The organism is Nonomuraea mangrovi (assembly GCF_042681425.1).
Taxonomy (GTDB): Bacteria; Actinomycetota; Actinomycetes; order Streptosporangiales; family Streptosporangiaceae; genus Nonomuraea; species Nonomuraea mangrovi.
The window spans coordinates 133,268-155,035 of the sequence record NZ_JBHUFV010000061.1; the positions used below are offsets into that span (position 1 = coordinate 133,268).

General features: G+C 70.5%; 27 protein-coding genes. 11 read left to right on the top strand and 16 right to left on the bottom strand.

The genetic code is table 11. The features are described 5' to 3' along the window. Window positions 1-24: 24 nt before the first annotated feature. Window positions 25-1,278 carry a hypothetical protein gene (locus tag ACFSKW_RS39570; protein WP_379578904.1) on the top strand — a complete coding sequence of 418 codons (1,254 nt, stop codon included), beginning with the start codon at window positions 25-27 and terminating at the stop codon, window positions 1,276-1,278. Here the strand turns inward: ACFSKW_RS39570 and ACFSKW_RS39575 are convergent. The 3 genes from ACFSKW_RS39575 to ACFSKW_RS39585 form a co-directional block, all read right to left on the bottom strand. Then, window positions 1,241-1,381, bottom strand: coding sequence for a pyridoxamine 5'-phosphate oxidase family protein (locus ACFSKW_RS39575; RefSeq protein ID WP_379578906.1), 141 nt, complete (start codon window positions 1,379-1,381; stop codon window positions 1,241-1,243). The two genes, ACFSKW_RS39570 and ACFSKW_RS39575, sit on opposite strands and share 38 nt — an antisense overlap. Window positions 1,382-1,516: 135 nt before the next feature. Next, window positions 1,517-2,128, bottom strand: a complete 612-nt coding sequence (locus ACFSKW_RS39580) for a tyrosine-type recombinase/integrase (protein ID WP_379580239.1) — start codon at window positions 2,126-2,128, stop codon at window positions 1,517-1,519. Next, window positions 2,013-2,501: a site-specific integrase gene (locus ACFSKW_RS39585; protein ID WP_379578908.1), complete on the bottom strand. Its 489-nt coding sequence runs from the start codon at window positions 2,499-2,501 to the stop codon at window positions 2,013-2,015. Before ACFSKW_RS39585 ends, ACFSKW_RS39580 begins: the two co-directional genes overlap by 116 nt. A gap of 532 nt (window positions 2,502-3,033) precedes the next feature. Between ACFSKW_RS39585 and ACFSKW_RS39590 the strand changes: the two genes are divergently transcribed. Then, window positions 3,034-3,246: a recombinase family protein gene (locus tag ACFSKW_RS39590; RefSeq protein WP_379578910.1), complete on the top strand. Its 213-nt coding sequence runs from the start codon at window positions 3,034-3,036 to the stop codon at window positions 3,244-3,246. Window positions 3,247-3,400: 154 nt separating this feature from the next. Here the strand turns inward: ACFSKW_RS39590 and ACFSKW_RS39595 are convergent, their stop codons facing one another. The 5 genes from ACFSKW_RS39595 to ACFSKW_RS39615 form a co-directional block, all read right to left on the bottom strand. Then, a complete protein-coding gene (locus tag ACFSKW_RS39595; protein WP_379578912.1) occupies window positions 3,401-3,868 on the bottom strand; it encodes a cupin domain-containing protein in 468 nt (155 codons plus the stop codon). 336 nt (window positions 3,869-4,204) lie between these two features. Continuing rightward, a complete protein-coding gene (locus tag ACFSKW_RS39600) occupies window positions 4,205-4,504 on the bottom strand; it encodes a hypothetical protein (RefSeq protein ID WP_379578914.1) in 300 nt (99 codons plus the stop codon). A gap of 650 nt (window positions 4,505-5,154) precedes the next feature. Next, window positions 5,155-5,304 (bottom strand): hypothetical protein, encoded by a 150-nt coding sequence (locus tag ACFSKW_RS39605; RefSeq protein WP_379578916.1) that lies wholly within the window; start codon window positions 5,302-5,304, stop codon window positions 5,155-5,157. 142 nt (window positions 5,305-5,446) lie between these two features. Further along, window positions 5,447-6,907 (bottom strand): recombinase family protein, encoded by a 1,461-nt coding sequence (locus ACFSKW_RS39610; protein WP_379578918.1) that lies wholly within the window; start codon window positions 6,905-6,907, stop codon window positions 5,447-5,449. Continuing rightward, on the bottom strand, window positions 6,904-7,272 hold the full coding sequence (locus tag ACFSKW_RS39615; RefSeq protein ID WP_379578920.1) for a recombinase family protein: 369 nt from the start codon (window positions 7,270-7,272) through the stop codon (window positions 6,904-6,906). Before ACFSKW_RS39615 ends, ACFSKW_RS39610 begins: the two co-directional genes overlap by 4 nt. A gap of 696 nt (window positions 7,273-7,968) precedes the next feature. Here ACFSKW_RS39615 and ACFSKW_RS39620 point away from each other — a divergent pair. Then, the gene (locus ACFSKW_RS39620) at window positions 7,969-8,097 is read left to right on the top strand and encodes a hypothetical protein (protein WP_379578922.1); all 129 of its coding nucleotides are present in this window, start codon (window positions 7,969-7,971) and stop codon (window positions 8,095-8,097) included. 36 nt (window positions 8,098-8,133) lie between these two features. Here ACFSKW_RS39620 and ACFSKW_RS39625 read toward each other — a convergent pair whose 3' ends face one another. Next, window positions 8,134-9,318 (bottom strand): tetratricopeptide repeat protein, encoded by a 1,185-nt coding sequence (locus ACFSKW_RS39625; RefSeq protein WP_379578924.1) that lies wholly within the window; start codon window positions 9,316-9,318, stop codon window positions 8,134-8,136. Beyond that, on the bottom strand, window positions 9,315-10,805 hold the full coding sequence (locus ACFSKW_RS39630) for an AAA family ATPase (protein WP_379578926.1): 1,491 nt from the start codon (window positions 10,803-10,805) through the stop codon (window positions 9,315-9,317). Before ACFSKW_RS39630 ends, ACFSKW_RS39625 begins: the two co-directional genes overlap by 4 nt. Window positions 10,806-11,074: 269 nt before the next feature. On the opposite strand from ACFSKW_RS39630, the gene ACFSKW_RS39635 reads away from it, so the two are divergent. Beyond that, on the top strand, window positions 11,075-11,638 hold the full coding sequence (locus tag ACFSKW_RS39635) for a GNAT family N-acetyltransferase (protein WP_379578928.1): 564 nt from the start codon (window positions 11,075-11,077) through the stop codon (window positions 11,636-11,638). Window positions 11,639-11,684: 46 nt separating this feature from the next. Then, window positions 11,685-12,233, top strand: coding sequence for a YciI family protein (locus tag ACFSKW_RS39640; protein ID WP_379578930.1), 549 nt, complete (start codon window positions 11,685-11,687; stop codon window positions 12,231-12,233). Between the two features lie 187 nt (window positions 12,234-12,420). Here the strand turns inward: ACFSKW_RS39640 and ACFSKW_RS39645 are convergent, their stop codons facing one another. The 3 genes from ACFSKW_RS39645 to ACFSKW_RS39655 form a co-directional block, all read right to left on the bottom strand. Next, window positions 12,421-13,014, bottom strand: a complete 594-nt coding sequence (locus tag ACFSKW_RS39645; RefSeq protein ID WP_379578932.1) for a hypothetical protein — start codon at window positions 13,012-13,014, stop codon at window positions 12,421-12,423. 448 nt (window positions 13,015-13,462) lie between these two features. Next, entirely contained in the window at window positions 13,463-14,326 is an 864-nt protein-coding gene (locus tag ACFSKW_RS39650) for a haloalkane dehalogenase (protein WP_379578934.1), read from the bottom strand. Next, the gene (locus ACFSKW_RS39655; RefSeq protein ID WP_379578936.1) at window positions 14,326-14,916 is read right to left on the bottom strand and encodes a TetR/AcrR family transcriptional regulator; all 591 of its coding nucleotides are present in this window, start codon (window positions 14,914-14,916) and stop codon (window positions 14,326-14,328) included. The genes ACFSKW_RS39650 and ACFSKW_RS39655 overlap by 1 nt, the downstream gene beginning before the upstream one ends. A gap of 173 nt (window positions 14,917-15,089) precedes the next feature. Between ACFSKW_RS39655 and ACFSKW_RS39660 the strand changes: the two genes are divergently transcribed. Then, window positions 15,090-15,329: a hypothetical protein gene (locus ACFSKW_RS39660; RefSeq protein ID WP_379578938.1), complete on the top strand. Its 240-nt coding sequence runs from the start codon at window positions 15,090-15,092 to the stop codon at window positions 15,327-15,329. A 60-nt stretch (window positions 15,330-15,389) separates the two neighbouring features. Here ACFSKW_RS39660 and ACFSKW_RS39665 read toward each other — a convergent pair whose 3' ends face one another. Further along, window positions 15,390-16,187: a hypothetical protein gene (locus tag ACFSKW_RS39665; RefSeq protein ID WP_379578940.1), complete on the bottom strand. Its 798-nt coding sequence runs from the start codon at window positions 16,185-16,187 to the stop codon at window positions 15,390-15,392. A 373-nt stretch (window positions 16,188-16,560) separates the two neighbouring features. Here ACFSKW_RS39665 and ACFSKW_RS39670 point away from each other — a divergent pair, with 373 nt between their 5' ends. The 3 genes from ACFSKW_RS39670 (at window position 16,561) to ACFSKW_RS39680 (ending at window position 18,613) form a co-directional block, all read left to right on the top strand. Beyond that, a complete protein-coding gene (locus tag ACFSKW_RS39670; protein WP_379578942.1) occupies window positions 16,561-17,541 on the top strand; it encodes a saccharopine dehydrogenase family protein in 981 nt (326 codons plus the stop codon). 74 nt (window positions 17,542-17,615) lie between these two features. Next, the gene (locus ACFSKW_RS39675) at window positions 17,616-18,137 is read left to right on the top strand and encodes an RNA polymerase sigma factor (RefSeq protein ID WP_379578944.1); all 522 of its coding nucleotides are present in this window, start codon (window positions 17,616-17,618) and stop codon (window positions 18,135-18,137) included. Next, window positions 18,134-18,613 carry a hypothetical protein gene (locus ACFSKW_RS39680; RefSeq protein ID WP_379578946.1) on the top strand — a complete coding sequence of 160 codons (480 nt, stop codon included), beginning with the start codon at window positions 18,134-18,136 and terminating at the stop codon, window positions 18,611-18,613. Before ACFSKW_RS39675 ends, ACFSKW_RS39680 begins: the two co-directional genes overlap by 4 nt. 24 nt (window positions 18,614-18,637) lie before the next feature. Here the strand turns inward: ACFSKW_RS39680 and ACFSKW_RS39685 are convergent, their stop codons facing one another. After that, on the bottom strand, window positions 18,638-19,606 hold the full coding sequence (locus ACFSKW_RS39685) for a helix-turn-helix transcriptional regulator (protein ID WP_379578948.1): 969 nt from the start codon (window positions 19,604-19,606) through the stop codon (window positions 18,638-18,640). 59 nt (window positions 19,607-19,665) lie between these two features. Here ACFSKW_RS39685 and ACFSKW_RS39690 point away from each other — a divergent pair, with 59 nt between their 5' ends. Then, window positions 19,666-19,953 (top strand): GyrI-like domain-containing protein, encoded by a 288-nt coding sequence (locus ACFSKW_RS39690; RefSeq protein ID WP_379578950.1) that lies wholly within the window; start codon window positions 19,666-19,668, stop codon window positions 19,951-19,953. On the opposite strand, the gene ACFSKW_RS39695 is transcribed toward ACFSKW_RS39690, so the two are convergent. Continuing rightward, window positions 19,950-20,504 (bottom strand): winged helix-turn-helix domain-containing protein, encoded by a 555-nt coding sequence (locus ACFSKW_RS39695; RefSeq protein WP_379578952.1) that lies wholly within the window; start codon window positions 20,502-20,504, stop codon window positions 19,950-19,952. The two genes, ACFSKW_RS39690 and ACFSKW_RS39695, sit on opposite strands and share 4 nt — an antisense overlap. A 63-nt stretch (window positions 20,505-20,567) precedes the next feature. On the opposite strand from ACFSKW_RS39695, the gene ACFSKW_RS39700 reads away from it, so the two are divergent. Next, a complete protein-coding gene (locus tag ACFSKW_RS39700; RefSeq protein ID WP_379578953.1) occupies window positions 20,568-21,767 on the top strand; it encodes an MFS transporter in 1,200 nt (399 codons plus the stop codon). Window position 21,768 lies beyond the last annotated feature (1 nt).

Below are 21,768 nucleotides of genomic sequence, written 5' to 3' on the forward strand. Positions count from 1 at the left end.
GGAGATCTCGGGATAATCCACCGGGTGAAGATCGCACAACGAGCGACAGCCGCGGCGGCTCTCCTGTCACTGCTGGCCGCCTGCTCGGGCGGGACCGGCCGGGAGCGGGTGACGGCGGCTGCGACCGCGAGCCCGACGACGTCATCCTCCCCCGGCCCCGGCGCGAGCCCCGCCCCCACCCACTCCCGGCAGTGGAAGGGGGCCGGCAAGCTGTCGCTCGAGCCGGACGCCGGAGTCGCCGACATCGTGGCGACGGGCCCCCGGCAGGCGTGGGCGCACGCTTTCCAGGACGCCGAGTTCGAAGAGGATCCCGGCTTCGGCGTCGTGTTCCGCTGGAACGGCAGTACCTGGTCCAGGCTGCCTGATCCGCCGATCTTCGGCTATGGGAGTTTCGACGCGACCGGCCCCGACGACCTCTGGATCGCGGGCTCGGACACGGTCGCCCACTGGGACGGGCGCCGCTGGACCCAGCAGCGGCCGTTCGGCATCTCCAAGGACGAGGTGTTCGACGACATCGCGACGGACGGCGACACGGTGGTGCTGATCGGTACGAGGGCCGATGGACGACCGTTCACCGCCACCGGCGGCCGCGGCCGCTTCCGGCTCGAATCCGGCCCGAGCCAGGGCCGCTTCTCGGCGGTCACCGCCAGGTCGGGACACGCCTGGATGGTGGGCGCGGCGCCCAACGAGGACTGCACGGACATCGGCCCGGCCGTCGAGCACAGCGTGAAGGAGGACCGGGAGGGATACCGGCGGTGGAGGACCATGTCGCTACCCCTGGCCCCGGGCGGCACATTGACCTCCGTCGCGCAGATCAGCCCCACGGACGTGTGGGCCGTGGGGAAGGTCGTCCGCAGTTCCCAGACCAGGCGGTCCGCCGCCGACTCATGCGACGAATGGGTGGCCCACGTGATGCATGAGGAGGAAGACCTCACCGTCGTCCCTCTGGTCATGCACTGGGACGGGCGCTCATGGCAGCGGGTGGCGCCGCCGCCGATGAACGCCACGTTGACCGGCGTCACCGCCGTGGGCCCCGACGACGTGTGGATCCTGGGACACGACCTCGACCGCCCGGGCGACGCGCTGTTCCTGCACTTTGACGGCAAGAACTGGACCAGGGAGTACGCCCCGAACGGGAAGATGCGTGTCGTCGCCGCCATCCCCGGCTCGAAGGACGTCTGGGCCGTGGGCGAGACGGGCGTGTACGGGGATTACGCCCCCGGCGGCGAGGCGGTCGTGCTCAGGCGTGATGGTCGGGTCCGGCCCGGTCGAGCGTGATCCTCAGCACGAGGCGCCGTTCGCGTTCCATGGCCGCGCGATAGTCGTCCCAGTCGCTGTGCTCGCCGGACACGCCCCGGTAGTAGGCGATCAGGTGGTCCATGGCCTCGGGCAGCGAGATGACGCGTCGTTCGTGGCGTGACGTCCTCGACGGTCAAGGCGACGATGTACGGCACGCGGACGCCGAGCTCTCATGCGGGCGCATCCTTCCTAGCGGGCGACTGAGGGCCGATGCCGCTCATTCGGAAGACGCCTTCGCGATGGCGGCCGCTACCAGGTAAGCGGGATCGGAGGCCAGCGACCGGCTGGCACGGTCGTACCCCTGGGTGGTGCGCGGGTCGGCGTGCCCGAGGGCGTGTTGCCGATCTTCGAGGTCGGCGCCCGCGCGGCGGGCAGCGGCTGCCCACGCGTGCCGGAACGAGTGTGGTGTGATCTTCGCGGCGGAGGGGACGTCGGCGTTGCGCGCCGCGCGACGGACGAAGCGGTAGACCATATGCCTGTCGAGCGGTCGGCCGTCCCGGTCGATGAACAGGGGCTCGTCGGGCTTGGCGTGAGAGCGGGCCGCAAGCATCGTCTCGATAGCGGCACGGGCGGCCGGTGGGAGGCTGCGCACTCGTGTCTTGCCGCCCTTCATCTTGCGCAGGGTCAGCGTGTGGTTGCCCTCCCGGTAGCCGAGATCGTCGACGGTGGTCAAGCAGAGCTCGGTGACGCGGGCGCCGAGCGCAACCATGGTCTCAGCGAGGGCAGCGGCGCAGAGCGGCCCGATGTGCTGGTCGGTGCGGGCGGCGGCGACGATGGCGGCGGCTTCGGCCTCGGTGAAGCCGCCGGTGGCGGTGTGGTCGCGGTCGATCTTCGGCTTGTCGGCGGCGTCGACCGGGGTTGGACGGGAGCACTTCGAGCTTGTGCAGGAAGCCGTACCAGGACGACAGGGCCGACAGCTTCCTGGCGATGCTGCGCTTGGCGAGGAGCTTTGGCGACTTGGGGTGCGCGGGGACGGTCTCGAGGTGCCGGGCGTAGGTGTTGATGTGGGTCCAGCGGGCGGCGATCGGGTCCATGCCGGCGGTGCGGCACCAGGCGAGGTACTGGAGGACGTCACGGCTGTAGGCGGCGCGAGTGTTGTCCGACAGGTCGCGGTTGACGAGCCACTGATCCGTGAAGTCCGTTAACTCCTCGATGGTGGCGAGTGTGCCCGCATGCCCGGATCGGTGACTGAGTGTGGTCACGTAATGACACTACCAAGATCCGGTATGCATAATCGGGATTATGCGCGCGATTCCAGGAGTCCCAGGCACGCACCCGCCTTGCCCCGGTTAAGCCATCCCCTACCGGAGGCAGCCTTAGCATCCGGTTCACCAAGCCAGAGTCAAGCGCACACCTATATATAGGGGCCACTACAGAGGAGCAGCCCGACTGACACCTTCATGCGACTTTCCTGCCCGTCCCGTCCGGGCTGTCCGCTTCCCCGGGGCGGCTGCATGAGGATGGCCCGGCGCTCCCTTTCCGAGTCGCGAGTGCAGGCGCGGGCAAGCGGCTCCTACAGGAGGGGCGGCTAGGCTGGCGCGGGCGGCAGCCGGCCGCTATGCCGATGCAGTGTCCGGACGGCGCGGGGGTGCACGCCTCGCAGCGGTCGGCGCCGCCCCCAAGTCTGAACTGACCGGTTCCGTGTTCGTCGCGGCGCTCCGGCTCCAGCTGTCAACTTCCGTCAACGGTGTCCAATATCGCCAAGCGGCCTCGCACCCGCCTTAGTGTTGAAGCATGCCAACCGAGTCAGAGGCGACGAAGTACACCGACGCGACGCCTGCCGAGCTCGTGTACGAGATGGTCGCCCTGTACCTGTCGGGTGTGTCGGCCGAAGAGATCGCCGACATCTTGAACGATGGCGGGGCACCCCCGCCCGGCGGCACCTCGTGGACGCCGCGGGAGATCGTGCGCAAGCTGCGCGAGTTCCCGCCGCAGTCGGCCACTTAGCAGAACCTACTCGTGCGGGAGCGTCATCGCGAGCATGTCACCTTCCCTGCCCTCGACCACGGCCAGCGCGTAATCCTCGAGAGCCGCCCGCGGCAGCCATCGCAGTCCAGCGCCTGGGGGCAGCCCATCGCCGACGGTTCGGACGCGGTCAGGATCAGACCGGTGGCCTGAACTCGAGGCCGTAGCGGGATCCCGCGGCCACGAGTCTCTCCAGGTCCGGCGGCGCCTCGGACGGAGGTGGCAGCTCCCGCGCCGGTGCCCGCTCGCCCACCTCGGCGAAGAATTTGTCGATCCCGCCGGGACTGTAGAAGAAGAGCACGCGCACAGTGCTCGTGGGCTCGTAGGTCTCCCACGTGCCTTCGGGAATGTAGAAGAAGGAGCCAGGACCGCCGTCCACGGTGTCGTCACCGATGTGGAGGCGCATCGTTCCCTCCAGGACGTAGACGTATTCGCCCCCAGCGTGCGTGTGGAGTGGTGGGCCCATCCCCGCCGGGATGGTCATGTGCATGACCGTCAGCGCGCCGTTCGTCTCGTCGCTTGCCGCCTTGACCTCGTAGAGGCCACCGAGCATCCAGAACGCATCGCCCTCGCCCGGTTGGCGCACGACTACCTTGTCCGCCATCTCGGCCCCCTTCTCGATGGACCGTGGAGGAAATACCCCCAACTCAACTTGACCAGCCGCATTGCGATCAATTCAAGGCACTTGGTCGAGCACAGGATGCGCTCGGGCAGAATGATTGCCGTAGGCGATCGCGATCACCGAGAGGCCGCGCGAACACAAGCTTGACCGGCTGTGGCCGGTCTGAGCATCACGTAGCCAGGATCGTGCATCGCCTCTGCTAACGGCCGTGTCCGAAGCTGCGCATGTAGGTGCTGGCCGGACCCGGCTGGGCCGGATTCGGGCTCGGTCGCTGCGGGAGCGGCGCGTGCACGACCGCGCCCGCGCCCGCCTCGGGGATCAGCCCGTACACCAGGTACACCGACGCGTCGATACGGCCGGGCGACAGCGGGTCGTCGGCATCCACGTCGCCCACTCCCGTTCCAGGTCGGTGAACATTCCGCGCAACCTGACCCGGTCCTGGATCATCAGCTGCGCGACCGGCTCGGCGCGCAGGAGTTTGCCCTGCTTGGCGCGCAGCGCCTTCACCAGAGGCGGCAGCTGGCGCTTCGGGATCTCCCCCGACGTTTGCAGCGCCTCCCACGAGGTGCGGATCGCCAGCTCGCACATGTCGCCGCCGTAGTTCGTCTCGACGAACACTCATCGCGATGAACGCGAGGTTGGGCATCAGCGTGTCTTTCTCGTCAGGGTCGTCGAAGTCGATCAGCCGTGTGACGTCGAGCTGGCGGCCGAGCGGGTGCACGACCCGGACCGGCACGCGTGAGGGGGTGACGCCGTGCAGCTGCAGGCCTCGCCAGCCGATGACGCGCATCGGTGCGAGGGTGTCGTGGATGACGTCGCCCTGCCGGACCGTCCAGGCGGGACGGCGGCAGCGAACAGCGCGGGTGTTCACCGAGTCTGGCGCGGGTCGGCGACGGGCGGGCGGTGCGTGCGGCGGTCCAGCACGTCGGCCTCCTGTTCGGGCGGGCGGGGGGAAGCGCACCAGCGGCTGGGCAGGCTGAAGCCCGCCACAGGGCGGGGTTGCCGACGGCGCGGCCGGCCCTGGCGTCGGGCCATTCTCAGCCCGTCACGCTCCGTGATCCCTGGCGTTCGCAGAGAGTCTCTGCAATTTTTACCCTACGCATCGATGTCTAACGATGATAAGAGTTCCCTTACTGGCCGGTGTGTTCCGAGGCGTTCTCGGTGCGGGCATGCGAAAGGCCGCGGAATCCGATGCTGATTCCGCGGCCTTCGGCGTGTCGCGCCCGGCCCCTCAGGAGGGAACCGAGCTGTGGCGTCCCCTTGTCGGCTCACGCCACGGCGGGGTGGGCCAGCTCCGGTGTGTCGTCTGCTCCGAACACGCGGGCAGCTGCCTCCACCAGGTCGTCGCTCATCTCCTTGACCGGATCGCTCTCCGCGAGCTCAGCGATCCGGGCGGCGAGGCGCTCGACGTCTTCCACAGGAACCCTCCGTGTTGCATGGTGCGGTGAGGGCAACCCAACGGGCGATCTCCCAGGGATCGACATCGCCCAGCGTAGGCGTCCGATCACGCGCCGCGCAGCGGAAATGGAGGATTCGCCACAACCACGCGGGTTCGGGCGGTCACACCTTCCACACCCAGTTGAGCCGCTCCTCATCCAGGCCGGTGAAGCCCACCCGCGTCACCGGGCCGACCGCGACGTGGTCGAGCACCGTACCGATCAAGTCGCGGCGCTGATCCAGCGATGCGTTCACCCACCACTCGGCCAGTTCCTTCGGGCCGAGCCCTTCAGGCAGGTTGGCCAACCGGTTGGCGGTCGAGATCTGCCCGCGCAACTTCTTAATCTCCTCCTCGGCGGTCCGCTCGGCCGACTTGAACGCCATCTTGGACAGCTCGCCCCTGGCGTAGTCGCCGGCGACCGACTCGATGCGCTCCTCGTACTCGCGGATCTGGTCGAGGATCGCCGACTCCGACTGCGCGCCCATCGCCTCGCGCAACCGCCGGGCGATCGCCGGGGACGCGAACCGCGACAGCGCCCGGGCGGCGACCTCCTGCTCCAGCGCCTCGGCGGCGACGCGGATACGGCCGCACCCGCCCACCGGCGGCGCCTTACGGCAGACGTAGCCGCGGGCGCCGCTGTTGCTCGGCTGGGACTGCAGCGCCTTGCCGCAGCCAGGGATGCCGCACACGACGAACCCGCCCGACAGCAGGTACTTGCGGGCCGCGGTCCCGCCGCCGCCGCCCTTCTTCCGCTCCGGGTCGCTCAGGATCGCCACCAGCTTGGCCTGTGTCTCATCACTGATGATCGGATCCCACTGGCCCTTGGCGACCTTCTCGCCGTCCGCGGTGCGCCAGCCGGCGATCCGCGGGTTCTGCAGCGCCCGGCGCAGCGTCACCGCCTGCCACGGCTTGCCCGTCGTCGTGCGGATTTCCCGCCTGTCGAGGTCGACCACGATGGAGCGGAGGCTGTCACCGGCGATGACCCGCTCGGCGACGTCCCGCAAGACCTGTGCCTCTACCTCGATGATGGTCTTGCCGTCTTTGTCGTAGCCGTAGGGACGCATCCCGCCGTACCAACTCTCGCCTCGTAGTGCTCTTTGCTTATTGGCCGCGCGTTGCCTTTCGGCTTTCGCTTCGACCTCCCGCCGGGCGGCCGCCGCGTGCATGCGCGCCGACATTCGCCCGGTCGAAGTCCGCAGGTCGAAGTCCCCGTGAACAGCGGCGAAGAGAGTGCCCCTCAGCTCCGCGTATTCGCAGAGATATTCGAGTTCCATGTTGCGGCGCGTCACGCGGTCCAAATGCCAGCAGCCGACCGCGTCGATCACGCCTAATTCGATGTCCGAGGTCATCCGTTCGTAGCCCTTGCGCTTCTTGCGCCGGTTACTCGCGGACATGTCGTTGTCGTCGTAGATGAAGTGGATCACGGCGAGCGGATCAAGCCGCGCGATCATCTCGCGGACCTCGCTCTCCTGCCGCTGCACGCCCAGGCCAGCACCGAAGCGGTCCAGGGAGATCCGCACATAGATCCCCCACACACGCCCGGTGTAGCCCAGCTCCAGCGACGCATACGGCAGCAGGCTCATCGAGCCTCGCCGCGGCGACGGCGAGCTGCCCGCACGCGGCGGGCCACATCGGAGTCGGCGGCCGCGAGGCTGATCGAATAGGCGACGTAGGCGCCGTCGACGTCCTCGTCGGTGCCGGCCATGGTGACGCGCGCACCGGTGTCGCGCAGGGTTGTCAGCGTCGCGACGAGGTCGACGTGCGCCCACCCGAACCGGTCCAGGCTCCACGCCATGACCCGGTCGAACCGGCCGAGGTAGGCGGCCCGCATCAACGCGCGCAGGCCCTCGCCGGGCCGACCCAGGTCGGAGAAGTGCTCGGCGACGTCTCCGCCCAGGCGGTCGACGGTCGCCTCCATGAACGCGAACTGGTCACCGACCGCCTCCATGCTGCCTCCCCCAGAACGCGCGTACAGCGCCCAGCGGACGCCGTCATGAAACCTGAGACCCGGAGGCCGGGCTTCGGCGCTCTCAGGGGCGCTCAGAGCTGTCTGGAGGCCATCAAGATTCCCGGTCATCTGTCCCCCTGACGGCAGGAGGCGGCCAATCGGCCACACGACGGCAGAGGACCCACGTCAGCTGCTGCACACCACATCTGCGACGCCCCTTCCTGACCTGCGGCCCCGCCCGGGCCGCGCGCCCGGGCACCCAGGCACCCCCCACTTATACGACGGCGAGATATTCCGCGACTCGATTATCAGCACGACATATAGGGGAGACATTCCCGCTGACCTGGCGCCGAGAATACGACCACACCCCACCGGAAGCCAGTCCGTCATTGTCCCCGGACCGGATGTCAGACCCCACCCCCAGCACCAGGCGTGGCCTTACCGCACGTCGAAGCTATATGTTAGTCAGATGATCGAGCTGCCGACGGATCACTGCTACCCCCACATGGGTTGATATTTCGCGTATTTCCAGACACGCGGTCGGGCTCGAGGATCCTGCTCCCCGAGCCCGCCGCGCCGCTCTGTCGTCCAGGTCTGGCCCGTTGCACGGACAGCTCGTGATCGCCCGCCGATCGCCGCCCGTCCCCCATAGGTCTCGATGATGCTGCCGCGTCGCTCCGGGCAGGTGTCCGGCGGGTGCGCCCGGCCGCCGTCGAGCGTGCCCACGCCGAGATGGTGCAGGAGTGGATCGACCCGTTCACCTGTCCGACGAACACGGTGCTCACCGGCCGCTCGCACTACGGCGACGAGGACGCCCCCGTCTGAGCGGGCCCGCCGCCGGGGCCAGGCGCGGGGGCGGGTTCAGGCGTCGTGGGGAAGCGCGCGCCGTACGCCCGCCGCGAGCCAGATCGTGGCCAGCGCCGCGTACACGGCCAGCAGCGCCGTCGTCGCCGAGGCGAACACCACGGCCGCGACGACGGTCAGGACGAGCAGCGCCGTCCAGCCGTACAGCAGCCCCCTGCCGGCGGCGGAGCCGGTGTGCACGGCCTCCTGCACGGGAGTGGCCAGGGCCATGACCGCCGCCCCCGCTGTGCCCACCGCGCCGAGGCCGGCCGCCACACCCAGCGTGAGCAGCGCCGCACCAGCCGCGACCAGCCCGCAGCAGACCACGGCCACCCGTGCTTCGACCCCCTCGAACAGCAGGCTGGTGGCCTTGGCGCGGGCCAGGCGCAGCGTCGTCCACGCCTCAGCCACCCACGCCGCCCAGTGCAGCACCGCGATGAGGATGAACACCACGATCAGCGGCGGCACGGCGGGCAGCAGGAACACCAGCCGCCCGCCCCTGAAGGTGCCACGCAGCCTGGCGAGCAGCCGGTAGAGCGGATTGCGCTCCTTCAACGCCTGCACCAGCAACTCTCGTGCCTGGCCGAAGCCCGGGTCGAGCCGCAGCACCTCGCGGAAGGCGGCGGCCGCCGTCCCCGGATCCTTGAAAGCCAGCGCCATCCTGCCGTAGGCGAGGTGCGCGGTGGCGCTCTCCGGATCCAGCTGTACGGCACGCGCCGCCGCCGCCCTGGCCGGCTCTGCCTGCCTGAGCATGGTGAGCGCGACGGCCAGCAGGCTGGCCAGGTCGGCGTCGTCGGGGTCGATCGCCATCCCCCGGCTCGCCGCCCCCGCCATCCCCTGCCACTCGCCCCGCAGCAGATGCGTCCTGGCCAGGAGCTCCCAGGTCGGCGCGTGCTGCGGCTCCAGCGCCAGCGACGCGCTGACCGCGGCGAACGCCTCGTCGGGACGGCCGGCGCGCTGGTGCACCTGGCCGGCCACGTAATGGGGGAACCAGTGGTCAGGCGCCAGCCGTACCGCCTCGTGCGCCTCCGCCACCGCCTCGGCCACGCCGCCCTGCTGGATGAGCGCGAGCGCCAGGAAGGCGTGCGCGGTCGTGTCGTGCGGCTCCCGCGCGAGAACGCCGCGCACCTCCCGCTCGGCGTCGGCGGGCCGGCGCAGCTCCAGCAGGGTCCGCGCCCGGTCGAGCGAACCGGTGACCGTCACCACTTCCCCTTGACCCACGGCATCAGCTCGTCCCACGCGCCCGAGTCGTTGGCGTGCATCACGTAATTGCGCGCGGTCGCCATCCACTCGCGGACCGCCGTCGGCCGCACGCTCCCCGCGGCGGCCAGCAGGTCGGGCGTCGACAGCGGCAGCGGCCTGCCCGCGCTGATCGACTGCTGGAGCTTGGCCTCGACCGCCCGGTCGACCACGCCCTTCAGGTCCGCGCCGACGCAATGCTCGGTCGCCCGCGCCACCGCGTCGAAGTCCATCTCGGCCAGCGGCTTGTCGCGACACAGGATGCGCAGGATGGCCGCCCGTGCCGCCGCGTCAGGCGGCGGCACGAACACCGGCTGGTCGAGCCGGCCTGGACGGCGGAAGGCCACGTCCACGTACCAGGGGGCGTTCGTCGCCGCCAGCACCAGGACACCCTCGTTGGCGCTCTGGTCCACGCCGTCCAGCTCCGCCAGGAACTGGTTGACCAGCTGCCGCGCGTGCGCCTGCCGCATGTCGGAGCGGCGGGCCGCCAGCGCGTCGACCTCGTCGAAGAACAGCACGCACGGCCGGTTACGGCGGGCCAGGTCGAACGTGGCGCGCAGGTTGCGCTCGCTCGACCCCACGTACATGTCGAGGATGTCGGCCAGGCCCACGTTGACGAACGAGGCGCCGAGCTCTCCGGCGGCAGCCCTGGCCAGGTGGGTCTTACCGGCTCCCGGCGGGCCGTACAGCAGGACACCGCCGCCGGCGCGCTTGCCGTACGCGGCGAACAGCTCGGGCTGCTGGAGCGGCAGCAGCAGCTTGATCCGCAGCGCCTCCTTGACCGACTCCATGCCGGCCACGTCCGCGAAGGACGTGCCGGAGCGCTCCACCTCGGTGCTGCTCTCCGGCGCCTGCTGGTAGGCCTGGCCCTGCTGGTATGCCTGGCCCTGGGGGTAGGCCGGGGGCTGTTCCTGGTAGGGCGGGCTCTGCTGGTTGGTGGGGGCCTGCTGGTAGGCCGGCTGCTGGTACTGGTAGCCCTGGCCGGGCGTCGGCGCCGGGTAGGCCTGGTACGGCTGCCGCGGCGCCGGGTACGTCGCGGCCGGCGCGGCGGGGATCGCGAGCTTGGCGGCGAGTTCGGGGTCGCCGGCGGACGGGTCGCGGGAGACCGCCTCATGGTAGCGCCTGGCCGCCGCGTGCACATCGCCCTCGCCGAGCAGCGCCCGCGCCGCCAGCACCCCCAGCCTGGGCGGGTAGCCGGGTACGGCGAGCAGCTGGTCGAGCGCCGCCAGCGCGGGACCGTAATTGCTCTGCCTGACGAACGCCTCCGCCAGTCCGGCGATGATATCCGGGTTTCCGGGCGCGAGCACGAGCGCGGCACGGAACTCGGCTTCGGCCTCGGCGAGGTACCCCCTTTCCAGCAGCTGGGCGGCCAGGTGCTGGCGGAGGGGGAGGTTGTCGGGTGACAGACGCGCCGCCTCGCGGAGCGCCTGGAGGCCGGCGTCGTCGCGCACGAGCCATTCCCTTCTGTCGCAGGAGTATCAATCCACCACAAATACGCAAGATACCGAAATAGAGCGACATGGCGGCCCGCGGTGAGGTGATGGCGAGGATGGCGTGGAGCGCGGCGGCGACGTCGGCGACCTTGCGGGCGGCGTGGCTGGAGGCGAGCGCGTCGACGGTGGGTTCGTGGTCGGCGCGGGCGGCGAGCCAGGTTCCGACCCCGCGATTCACAGGTCGCGGGATGAGAGATGATCAGCTGAGCCTTCCGGGGAGGACCTTGATGAATGTCACCTTGCGGGTGGAGGCGACGCCGTCCGCCTCTGCGCTCTTCCTGCGCCCGTGGAACGACGGCGACGTCGAACCGCTGATCAAGGCCTATCGCGATCCCACGTTGCGCCGTTGGACGAGGCTCCCTGTCGAGAGCGTCGAGGACGCGGTGGAGTGGCTGGAGCTTCAGAGGCGCGGCTGGGAGACCGGAGAACGGCTGAGTTTCGCCGTTCATGAAGATCATCCCGAGCCCGACGAACGCCGGCTGGCCGGCAACGTGGTCATGAAGCGGACCGGTCCTGGCCGGGAGTCCGCAGAGGTCGGCTACTGGACGGCGGCGCACGCCCGTGGCCGGGGCGTGGCCCCCCGTGCCCTCGAAGCGATCACCACGTGGGCCTTCGACGTCTTCGCGGTCGAAGGCCTGGAACGTCTCGACCTGCTTCACCAGGTGGACAATCTCGCCTCGTGCCGGGTCGCGGAGAAGGCGAGATACCGGTTTCACCAGGTCCTTCCGGCTCGGCCGCCGTTCCCGAGGGACGGCCACCTGCACAGACGACGGGCCGATACTCCGGTCTGACCGCCGTAGATCGCTGTCGCCGCGGTCCATGGTAGGTACTCCCGGTATGGAGTTCTTCTGTTATCACCGCGATCGGCCTGACTCGGCGGCGCTGCGCGACGAGCTGCTGGAAGAGCACTGGTCCTACATGGACCGGTACGCGGCGGAGATGATCGCCCGTGGCCCGACCTTCGGCCGCGGCGGCGACACGGCCACCGGCAGCGTGCACATCGTGGACCTGCCGGATCTCGCCACTGCGCGTGCGTTCGTCTTCGACGAGCCCAACTACCAGGCCGGCGTGTACCGGGACGTGGTGTTGCGCCGATGGCGCAACGTGCTGGGGCGCACCATGTGGGATTTCCCCGGCGGCCGGGACGGCGGCGACCGGTATCTGGTGCTGGGCCTCGGCTCCGGGCAGGCTGCCGACCTCGTCCCGCCGGCCGACCGGGACGAGCTGATCGCGTACGGGCCGCTGCTGTCCGACGACGGCAACGCCTGGCTGGGTACGGCGCTGCTGGTCCGTGCGCCCGACCCGGATGCGGCACGCGATGTCCTGACCGTGGACCGGTACGCCGACATCGAGGTCCACGACTGGACGTTCGGCGGGCGGCGGTAATGAGCACGTGACCGTCGCCGAGGTCGGGGCCGGAACTCGCGCGGACGGCACGCGGGCGGCTGGTCACCACCCATCGGCGAGGTCCTCCAGGACCGCGCGGCCTCGTGGCGAACCGGCCGAGCAGCGCCCAGGACCGGTTGGCGATCCTGTCGCTCGCCTTCGCGCGACCCGGCCCCGGCGGCGTCGCTCACTGAGAGGTGTCGAGCGGGCCCTTCTCCGTGAGGGTGTAGCCCCCCTTCGTCACGGGCGCGTCGGGCGCCGGGGCCATGCATCTGGTAAGGAGCGGCTCTCCCTTGGCCGTCGCTCCCGCCAGCCCGATCCTGCTGGGGCCCGCACCCTTGCGGGCGACGTAGAAGCTCACTCCCATGCGGATGCGCCGCTTCACCAGGTCCTCCCACGGCCCGCCGGGGGTGGCGCGGACGAGCGTACCCGTCACGGTCGCGATGGGCCCGCCGGTGGTCAGGCAGTCGACCTTGACCTCGCCCCAGTTGACCAGGCGCGGCTTCCCCGGCTCCTGGACCGCGTGGTAGATGCGGAACGTGCCCCACGCCCGGGTCGGGAAGGCGGGACTGGCGGAGGTGTACTCGCCGTGCGCGTCGACCGTGACCTGGACGTCGTTGCCGGGGGCGGGGAAGTACATCCGCGCCCATCCCTTGATGGCGGCGGTGGTCGTGGGCGCCGAAGCGCTCCTGGTGGGTGCCGCCGCCGCGCCTGCCGCGCCTGTGGTGGTCGTGGCGGCCAGCGCGAGGACCGCGACGACTCGAGCGGTGGTCCTGATCATGACGGGTGCTCCGATCCGGTGGATGGCGTGGACTGACGCCACGACTGTTCCGGACGGCACGGCCTGGCACCTCCCTCCACCGAGGGAGTCGCGCACGGGGACCTTCCGCGAAGATGTGGACCGCCGGGGATCCCTCGCGGCCACGGCCGCCCCGGTCCGTCCCCCAGGTATGGGAAGGGAAGCAGCGAGCACCCGCGTCGCTCCACGGCAGCACCTCCCGCAGGCGTCCTCCTGCCGCTGCCGCGGTCAACCGTCGAGAAGCCGATCCGGCGGCTCGGCTTCGACCGGGAGACCATCGAGACGGACCGGTCGCCCCTGACCGGACTGCCGCTGTGTGGCGGCGGCGCCTCCCCGTTGCCGCGCCTCGGCCTCGACTCAGAGGATCCCAGGTGCGCGGGAGCCCTCGGTCCAGGCCTGGTGACCGTCCTCGGCGGATCTGGCGAGCCGCTCAGAGTTTGAGGACGAACTCGCGCAGCGCGATACCGATCTCCTCCGGTGAGTCCTCCTGGATGTAGTGGCTGCCGGACACGGTGACCTCCTGCTGGTTCGGCCAGGTGCGGGCGAACTCCAGCGCGCGGCCGACCAGCAGGGCGCCGGGTTCGGCGCTGATGAGGAGCTTGGGCAGCGGGCTTTCCGCCAGCCACCGGCCGTAGGCTTCGACGATCGCGGCGACGTCCTCGGGCGTGCCGTCGATGGGCAGCTCGCGGGGGAAGACCAGTGTCGGGATCCGGGACTCCGGCGTGGGGAAGGGCGCGCGGTAGGCATCCATCTCGGCGTCGCTCAGCGTGCGCAGGATGCTCTTCGGCAGCACGGTCTCGACGAAGAAGTTCTCCTGCAGGATGAGCCGCTCCCCTTCGGGCGAGCGCATCGTCCGGAAGAGCGCGTCACGTCCGGGCGGGAAGTCGGTCCAGAGGCGGGGCTGGACGATGGCCTCCATGTACGCGATCGCCTTGACCCGCTCACGGTGGCGCTCGGCCCAGTGGAATCCGAGGGCCGAGCCCCAGTCGTGCAGCACCAGGGTCACGTCGCGGTCGAGGTCCAGCGCGTCGAACCAGGCGTCGAGGCGGCGGGCGTGGTCGGCGAAGCGGTAGGCACCGTCGGGCGAGGGATCCGAGGCGCCCATCCCCGCCAGGTCGGGGGCCAGGCATCGGCCGAGGTCGGCGACGTGGGGGATGACGTTGCGCCACAGGTAGGAGGAGGTGGGGTTGCCGTGCAGGAAGACGATCGGGTCGCCGGAGCCGGTGTCGACGTAGCTGAGCTCCGTGCCGGCGACGGCGACGCGCTTGCGGGGGTGGGGGTCGTGGGCGTTCATCAGGCTCTCCGCAGGATGGTGGAAAAGACGATCTCGTTGAACCGCTGGAGCGGCTGGGGGCTGTGGTCGACCTTCATGCGCAGGATCGCGCCCTGCCAGGAGGCGAGCAGGAAGTCGGCCAGGTCGAGAGCCGGCATGTCAAGCCGGATCGCCCCGGCCGCCGCGGCCTCCTCCAGGCTGTCGGCGAACGGTTCGCGCCACTGCGCGAAGATCTCCGACAGCCGCGTGCGCAGGGCCTCACTGGTCTCGGCCGACTCCAGGCTCAGGTTCCCGATCAGGCATCCGTCGCGCCACTCGCGCGATTCGAAACGGGCGGTGATGAGGTCGAAGTAGGCCCGCAGCCGCTCGACCGGCGGCAGGTCGGTGTCGCGCAGCGTCGCCTCGATCGCCGATCCGACGTCGTCGGTGAAGTACCGCTCGAGGATCTCCAGCCCGAACGCCTCCTTGGAGGCGAAATGGTTGGTGAACGACCCCTGCGGGACACCTGCGGCGGCGGTGATGTCCCGCACCCCTGCCGCGTTGAACCCGCGTCTGCGCACGACGTGAAGTCCTTCACGGAGGATCTGCTCTTTGTTGGAAGCTCGCGCCATGACGTTCAATATGTACGACCGTATTGATTTTGTCAATCGCGCTCCGTCCCCGACTTGACGTTGATTTTCATCGCGCTGGCGATTCGCGGGCTGCGATCTGACGGTAGAACCCCGAAGCGGCCCACGGCCGTTCTCCCCCCGGCTCGACCGCCTGTTATCGAGGGAGATCACCCATGCGTCGCATTTCCGACGTCCGGCACGCCGCCGCCATCGCGGCCGCCGCAGCCCTGGTCGGCCTGGCCGCCGCCCCGCTCATCACCACCAGCGCCTCCGCCGCGACGGCCACCGCACGCTGCTCACAACATGACTGGTCCGACTGCGACGAGAAGCGGGGTAAGGAGAAGGAGCTCAAGGAGCTCAACTGGCAGATCCTCGACATGACCCGCTACCTGATCCTTCACACGTTCAAGTGACAGGCCGCGTGTCGTCCTGACCCAACGGTCAGGACGACACGCTACGGCGGCGGGCTCCCCCTAGTTGTACTTGTAGAGCCTGGTCGCCACGAGATGGGTGTCGTCGAACACCGAGGCGCGGTACATGCTCACGGCGAGGTCACCGTGTACGGCCTTGCCGCACGTGTTCAGCCCCGCGAGCTGATGGATCTCGAAGCGCGCCGTGGGATCGCCGTTCAGGAAGTACTCCGCCCGTGCCTGATGGCGGTCGGCGCCCGTGTCGCACGCGAAGACGAATGTCTTCTTCTCGCCGAAGCACATGTCGGCCGCGCCCTTCGTCGAGGTGCAGACCTCGGATCGGGCCCGCGCGCCGGCAGGGGTCACCCGGGTCTCCCGCTTGACGGGGTGCTTGGTGACGTCGCTGACCGTCTTCCACCCACTGACCTTGATCCGGCGATCCCCCTTGTACACGGCCGCCCTGAAGGTGACGGTCTTGCCGATCTGACGGTTCCCCCTGATCTCGCCCTCGCGTGCGAGGTTGTGGATGACGTACTTCGTCCCCAGGTAGCCGTTCTGGTAGTACTCCACCGCGGCGTGGAGCCTGTCCTTCTTGGTGTCCTGGACGGTGATTCCCGGCAGGGCGCTCTGGTCCAGCCCCACGCAGGCTCTCGCGCCTTTGACGCGGACGCATTCCGCCTTCCCCGCCCCGCCGGCCGCGGCGGGCACCACGGCCGGTGGGGCGGTGAGCGTCACGGCGGGCGTGACCACGCGCGCGGTGGCCTCGGCCGCGGCGACCGGAGGCGCCTTCACGGCCGAGGGGGCCGCGGCGTCCGCGGCGGCGCCCTCCACGCTGAACGCCGCGGTCATGGTCATGACCATGGCTATGACTCTGCGATCTAACACCACTCGTCTCTCCAAGCTCAGCGGTCACAGATGTGCAGGGTGTGACGCACTTAATGCCGCAAAGGTTCGCATTCGAGAGATCTTGGTGGCGCGCTCGTCAGCGCGAGAGCCGCGGCCAGCGCAGTACCACACGACACCGGACCAGGTCAGGGCGGCGGCGAGCCACCGGACGGGCCTCGATCGCCACGATCAAGGCGTGGTCGGCGCGCGCCCTCCGTTGATCGTCCTGTCGGCGCCGAATGAGCCGGTCACCTGCCGCGTCAAGCCGGGGCGGCGCCGGCCGCCAAATTGACTATAGTGCCACTACAGAAACATTGTTGTAGTCATACTACAGAAATTGGGAAGGCCCATGAACAAGGTCCTCATCCTCGGCGGATACGGCGCCGTCGGCCGCGAGGCCGCCACCGCGCTCGTCGGCCACCTGCCAGGCACGCGAGTGGTGCTGGCCGGGCGCGATCCCGGCAGAGCCAGGCCCGTCCGGGGAACCACCGTCATGCGGGTGGACGCCGCCGACCCCGCCGATCTCGCCCGCGCGCTGGACGGCGTCGACGCCGTGCTCATGTGCGCCGAGCTCGACAACCCGCGCGTGGCCCGCGCCTGCCTGGAGCGGGGCGTCCACTACCTGGACGTGTCGGCCACCCACCACGTGCTCGCCGGGATCGAGGACCTCGACGACGTGGCCAGGAAGCGCGATGCGAAGGCCGTCCTCAGCGTCGGGCTGGTGCCGGGCGTCACCAACCTGCTCGCGCGGTACTGCGTCGAGCGCTCGGGAGCGCGGAAGGTACGCATCGGGGCGCTGCTCGGGGCGGGAGAGCGGCACGGCCCCGCGGCCGTCGCATGGACGCTGGACGGCCTGGGCAGGCTCGAAGGATCGTGGCCGATGCGGTTCCCCGCGCCGTACGGCAGGCGCACCGTCCACCGGTTCCCCTTCTCCGACCAGTACACGCTGCCCCAGACCCTGGGCCTGGCCTCCGCGGAGACCGGGCTGTGCCTGGACTCCCGCCTCAGCACGGCGTTGCTGGCCGCCGCGAGAAGGCCCGCCGTCGCCCGCCTGCTGGGCCGCCCGAAGGTGCGCGACCTGCTGCTGACCGCGATGAGCAGGGTGCACCTCGGGAGCGACGGGTTCGCGGTGACCGTCCGCTCGGGCTCGGTCCAGGCTTCCCTCGGCGGGCGCGGGCAGAGCCGCGCCACAGGCCTCGTCGCCGCCATGCTCGTGGCCCGCCTGCCCGCCATGGCGCCGGGAGTCGGGCACGTCGACCAGCTGGTGGACCCCGTCCCGTTCCTGACCGAGCTGGCGGCCGGCCGCTTCACCCTCGACCTCGGCGCATGAGAACCTCGCGGCGACCGTGAACCAGGAGGCCCGGTTCTCCGACTGCTCTGGGTGACGGGTGACGGGAGAACGAGATGACCGACGAGCTGCTGGTGCTGCGCTGCCTGCTCGGTGAGCGGGACGCCTTCGCCGAACTGGTGCGGGCTTGGCATGTACCGGTGTGGACGTACGTCCGGCGCATGCTCGACGCCGAGAGAGCCGACGACGTGTCCCAGGAGGTGTGGCTGGCCGTCTTCAGAGGGCTGCCGCGGCTGAAGGATCCGGCGAGGTTCACTCCCTGGCTGTTCACGATCGCCAGGCGGGCCGTGACCGACCGGCTGAGGGAGGAGTACGGCAGGGCCGAGACGCCTTCGGGCGAGGAGCCGCCCGCCGAGGACTCCATGACCGCCGTCGTGGACCGCGCCGAGCTGGTCGCGGGGCTGTCGGCGCTGCCGGTGCGGGAGCGGGAGATTCTCGTCCTGTTCTACCTGGAGGACCTTTCGCTGCGCGAGTGCGCGGAGATCTGCGCGATCCCCGAGGGCACCGCGAAGTCCAGGCTCAGCAGGGCCCGTCGGCTGTTGCGCGACCACCTCACGGAGAAGGGATTCCAGCCATGAACGAGGAGCCTCGGATGTCGGCGGACGAACTGGTCGGGCGGCTGTCGCCGGCACTGTCGCCGTGGCGGCGCGTGCTGGGCGCGGTGCCTCTGGTGACGGGACTGGCGGGAGCGGCCTTCGTGGGGCTGCTCTGGGCGACGGAGCCGGAGCCGCTGCCGGGCCGTACGCAGGTGGCCTTCGCCGGCTTCCTGGTGTTCTGCCTGGCCTGGGCGTGCTACGGCGGGTGGATGGTCACGCGGCGGGCGCCGCTGTTCGCGCTCGACAGGGTGATCGCCGGCTGGCTCGCGCTGGCCGCCTCCGCGATGATGACCGCCGTCACGGTGACGGCGGCCGTCCAGCGGGGCACGGGCCTGCTCCTGGCCGTGGGGATCGGGGCCGCCTTCGTCGCGGTGTCGGTGGTGGCGACCGTACGCGCCCACGTCAGGCGGGCGGCGCTGCTGCGCCGCAGGCGCGAGCTGACGCGGGAGAAGGAGTGAGGCCGCGTCCCTGACGGCGCCCGGCTACGGCAGGTACAGGGCAGCCAGGGCGCGCGCGGTCGCGATCAGCCTGTCCCTGAGGGCGGCCGGCTCCAGCACCTCCGCCTCCGCGCCCAGCTTCATGAACTCCGAGTGCGCGTGGGTCAGCGACTCGATCGGGACGGTGGCGGTGACCCAGCCGTCCTCGCCCTCCACGCCCTGGGCGACCGCCTCGACGACCGCCGAGCTCATCAGCTCGCCGGCCCGCTCGACGCCTGCGGGCGACAACCGTACGACGGCGTGGCCCTGGATGAGCCGGGCGCGGAAGTCCTTCAGGTGCTCGCGCCAGTGGGCGGCCAGGTCGAACCCGTCGGGCCGGTCGAAGGTCCGCTCGGTCACCTCCATGGCGAGGATCTGGTTGACGCGGTAGGTGCGCAGGTCCGCGCCGGCGCGCGCGACGAGGTACCACCTGCCCGCCTTCAGCACCAGCCCGTACGGCTCCAGCGTGCGCTCCACCTCGTACGGCTCCCGCCAGCGCCGGTAGCGGACGGCGACGACGAGCTTGTTCCACACGGCGTCGGCCAGGGCCGGCAGGTGCGGCACCTGGTCGCCGTCGTGGTACCAGCCTGGCGAGTCGAGGTGGAAGTGCTCGCGCACGCACCGCGACCCCTCGCGCAGATCGGGTGGGAGCGCCGCCTCGATCTTGAGCTCGGCCGCCGCCGCCAGAGCGCCGAGGCCGAGCTCGGCCGCCGGGCCCGGCAGGCCCGCCAGGAACAGCGCCTGGGCCTCCTTCTCCGTCAGCCCGGTCAGCCGGGTGCGGTAGCCGTCGACGAGCCGGTAGCCGCCCTCGTGGCCCGCCTCGCCGTACAGGGGGACGCCTGAGGCGTGCAGCGCCTCGACGTCGCGGTAGACGGTGCGGACGCTGACGCCGAGCTCGTCGGCGAGCTGCTGGGCGGTCATCCTGCCGCGCGTCTGGAGCAGGAGGAGGACCGAGAGGAGGCGAGAGGCGCGCATTCACTGACAATAGATGTCAGTGGGCCCTCCCCATGGTCCCCGCGCCCGTTGGGTGGATCGTGCCGCACAGGGGCAACGCCTACGTGGCCGGCGACGGCGAGGTGGAGCCGGGGGTGCTGCCCGGCGGCGCGTACGCGACCGTCACCCATGTCGGCCACCCCGACCGGCTCGTCGGCGTGACCGCCGGCCTGCTCGCCTGGGCCGAGGAGCGGGGCCCGGCCTTCGATGTCCGGGACGGGCGCTGGGCCGCGCGTCTGGAGCTCTACAAGATCGACCCCGCCGTGGAACCCGACATGGGCGAAAGGGAGATCGAACTGGCCTTCCTCCTCGCCCCCGAGCGGCCCTAGCGTTCCGGCTGGCCCAGCGGGAAGGCGTCGAAGTGGATGACCACCCGCTCGCCGCCCTCGTCGTCGGCGTAGGAGTCGAGTAGCTCGCTCACCCGCCTGCCGAGCTCGGCCAGGTGCTCCCTGCGCAGCCGCAGGGAGCGCCTGGTGTGCGTGGCCGCGTCGATCCACTCGCGCGGGGAGTTCCTCGACTCCTCGACCCAGCGGTTCAGCTCCCCGTGCCGCTGGCGCACCAGCCCGGCCATGAGCACCTCGGCCGCCTCCGCCGTGTCGGGGTCCTTGCGGAACTTGTCGGTGTCGGTGCTGAACCCGGCCGCGCGCCACCACCGTTCCTTGCCCCTGGCCTTCTCCGGCACCTCCACGATGAGCCCGTGTTTGGCCAGCTGCCGCAGGTGGTAGCTGGTCACGCCGGTGTTCTCGTCGATGCGCTCGGCCAGCATGGTGGCGGTCGCCGCGCCGTACTCCTCGAGCAGCTCGTACAGCCGCATCCTCACCGGATGCGTGAACGCCTTGAGCGACTGGGCGTCCATCTCTCTGACGGTCTTGCGTTCCACAGTGTGCAGCCTTATCTTTGCAAAGAAACATGTGCACAACTTCCTACGCATAAAGGATAGACCGTGGGACGCTCCTTCAGATACCTGCTGGCCTCCACCACCTCCTCGAACCTGGCCGACGGCGTGCTGCTGACCGGCGCCCCGCTGCTGGCGATCACGTTGACCCGCGATCCCACCCTCGTATCGCTGGCCGGGGTCGCCACCACGCTGCCGTGGCTGCTGCTGGCGCTGCACGCGGGCGCCATCGCCGACAGGAGCGACCGCCGCAGAATCATGGTGATCACCGCTTTCGTCCGCGCCCTGGCCCTGGCCTGCACCGCCGCCGCCGTGGCCATGGACGCGATGAACCTGCCGCTCCTGCTGGCCATCCTGCTGGTGGCGGGGGCCTGCGAGGTCTTCAACGACACCTCGGCGCAGACGGTGCTGCCGATGACCGTCGGCAAGGAGTCGCTCGGCAGGGCCAACGGCCGCGTCGTCGCGGCGCAGACGATCGGCAACACCTTCGTCGGCGCGCCCGTGGCCGGATTCCTGGTCACCCTCGCCCCGATGGCCCTGTTCGGCGCGCCCGCGCTGCTCTACGCCGCCGCCGGACTGTTCCTCCTCGGCATGCGCGGCGTGTACAGGCCCGCCGAGGTCTCCACCGCGCCGCTGCGCCAGGACATCGCCACGGGCCTGCGCTACCTGGTCCGCAACCGCACGGTCCGCGATCTCGCCGTCGCGGCGGGCGTGATGAACACGTGCAGCTCCGCCTACCTGTCGGTCTTCGTCCTGTGGGCGGTCGGCGAGGGCTCGGCGATCGGCATGACCGCGAGCCAGTACGGCATGGTCATGACGGTCCTGGCGGTCGGCGCCATCACCGGCTCGCTGCTCGCCGACCGGCTCGCCCGCCGGTTCGGTGAGAGGAGCACGCTGGTCGCCTTCTGGACCGCCAACAGCCTCACCCTGCTGCTGCCCGTGCTCTTCCCCACGGTCCCCTCCGTCTACGTCACCGGCATCCTGCTCGGCGCCACCAGTGCGGCGGGCAACGTCCTGGTCGTGTCCTTCCGCCAGCGGATCATTCCCGAGGAACTGCTCGGCAGGGTCAACTCCGCCTACCGGCTCATCGGGATGGGCGGCAACCCGCTCGGCGCGGCGCTCGGCGGTCTCGTCGGCTCCGTCGCCGGTCTGCCCGTGGTCTTCGTCGGCGCGGTCGTCCTCTGTCTCATGGCCATGCCGGTCGCCGCGCGGGCCCTTGCCCACCGCCCCGAACCTGTGGCTGTCTGAG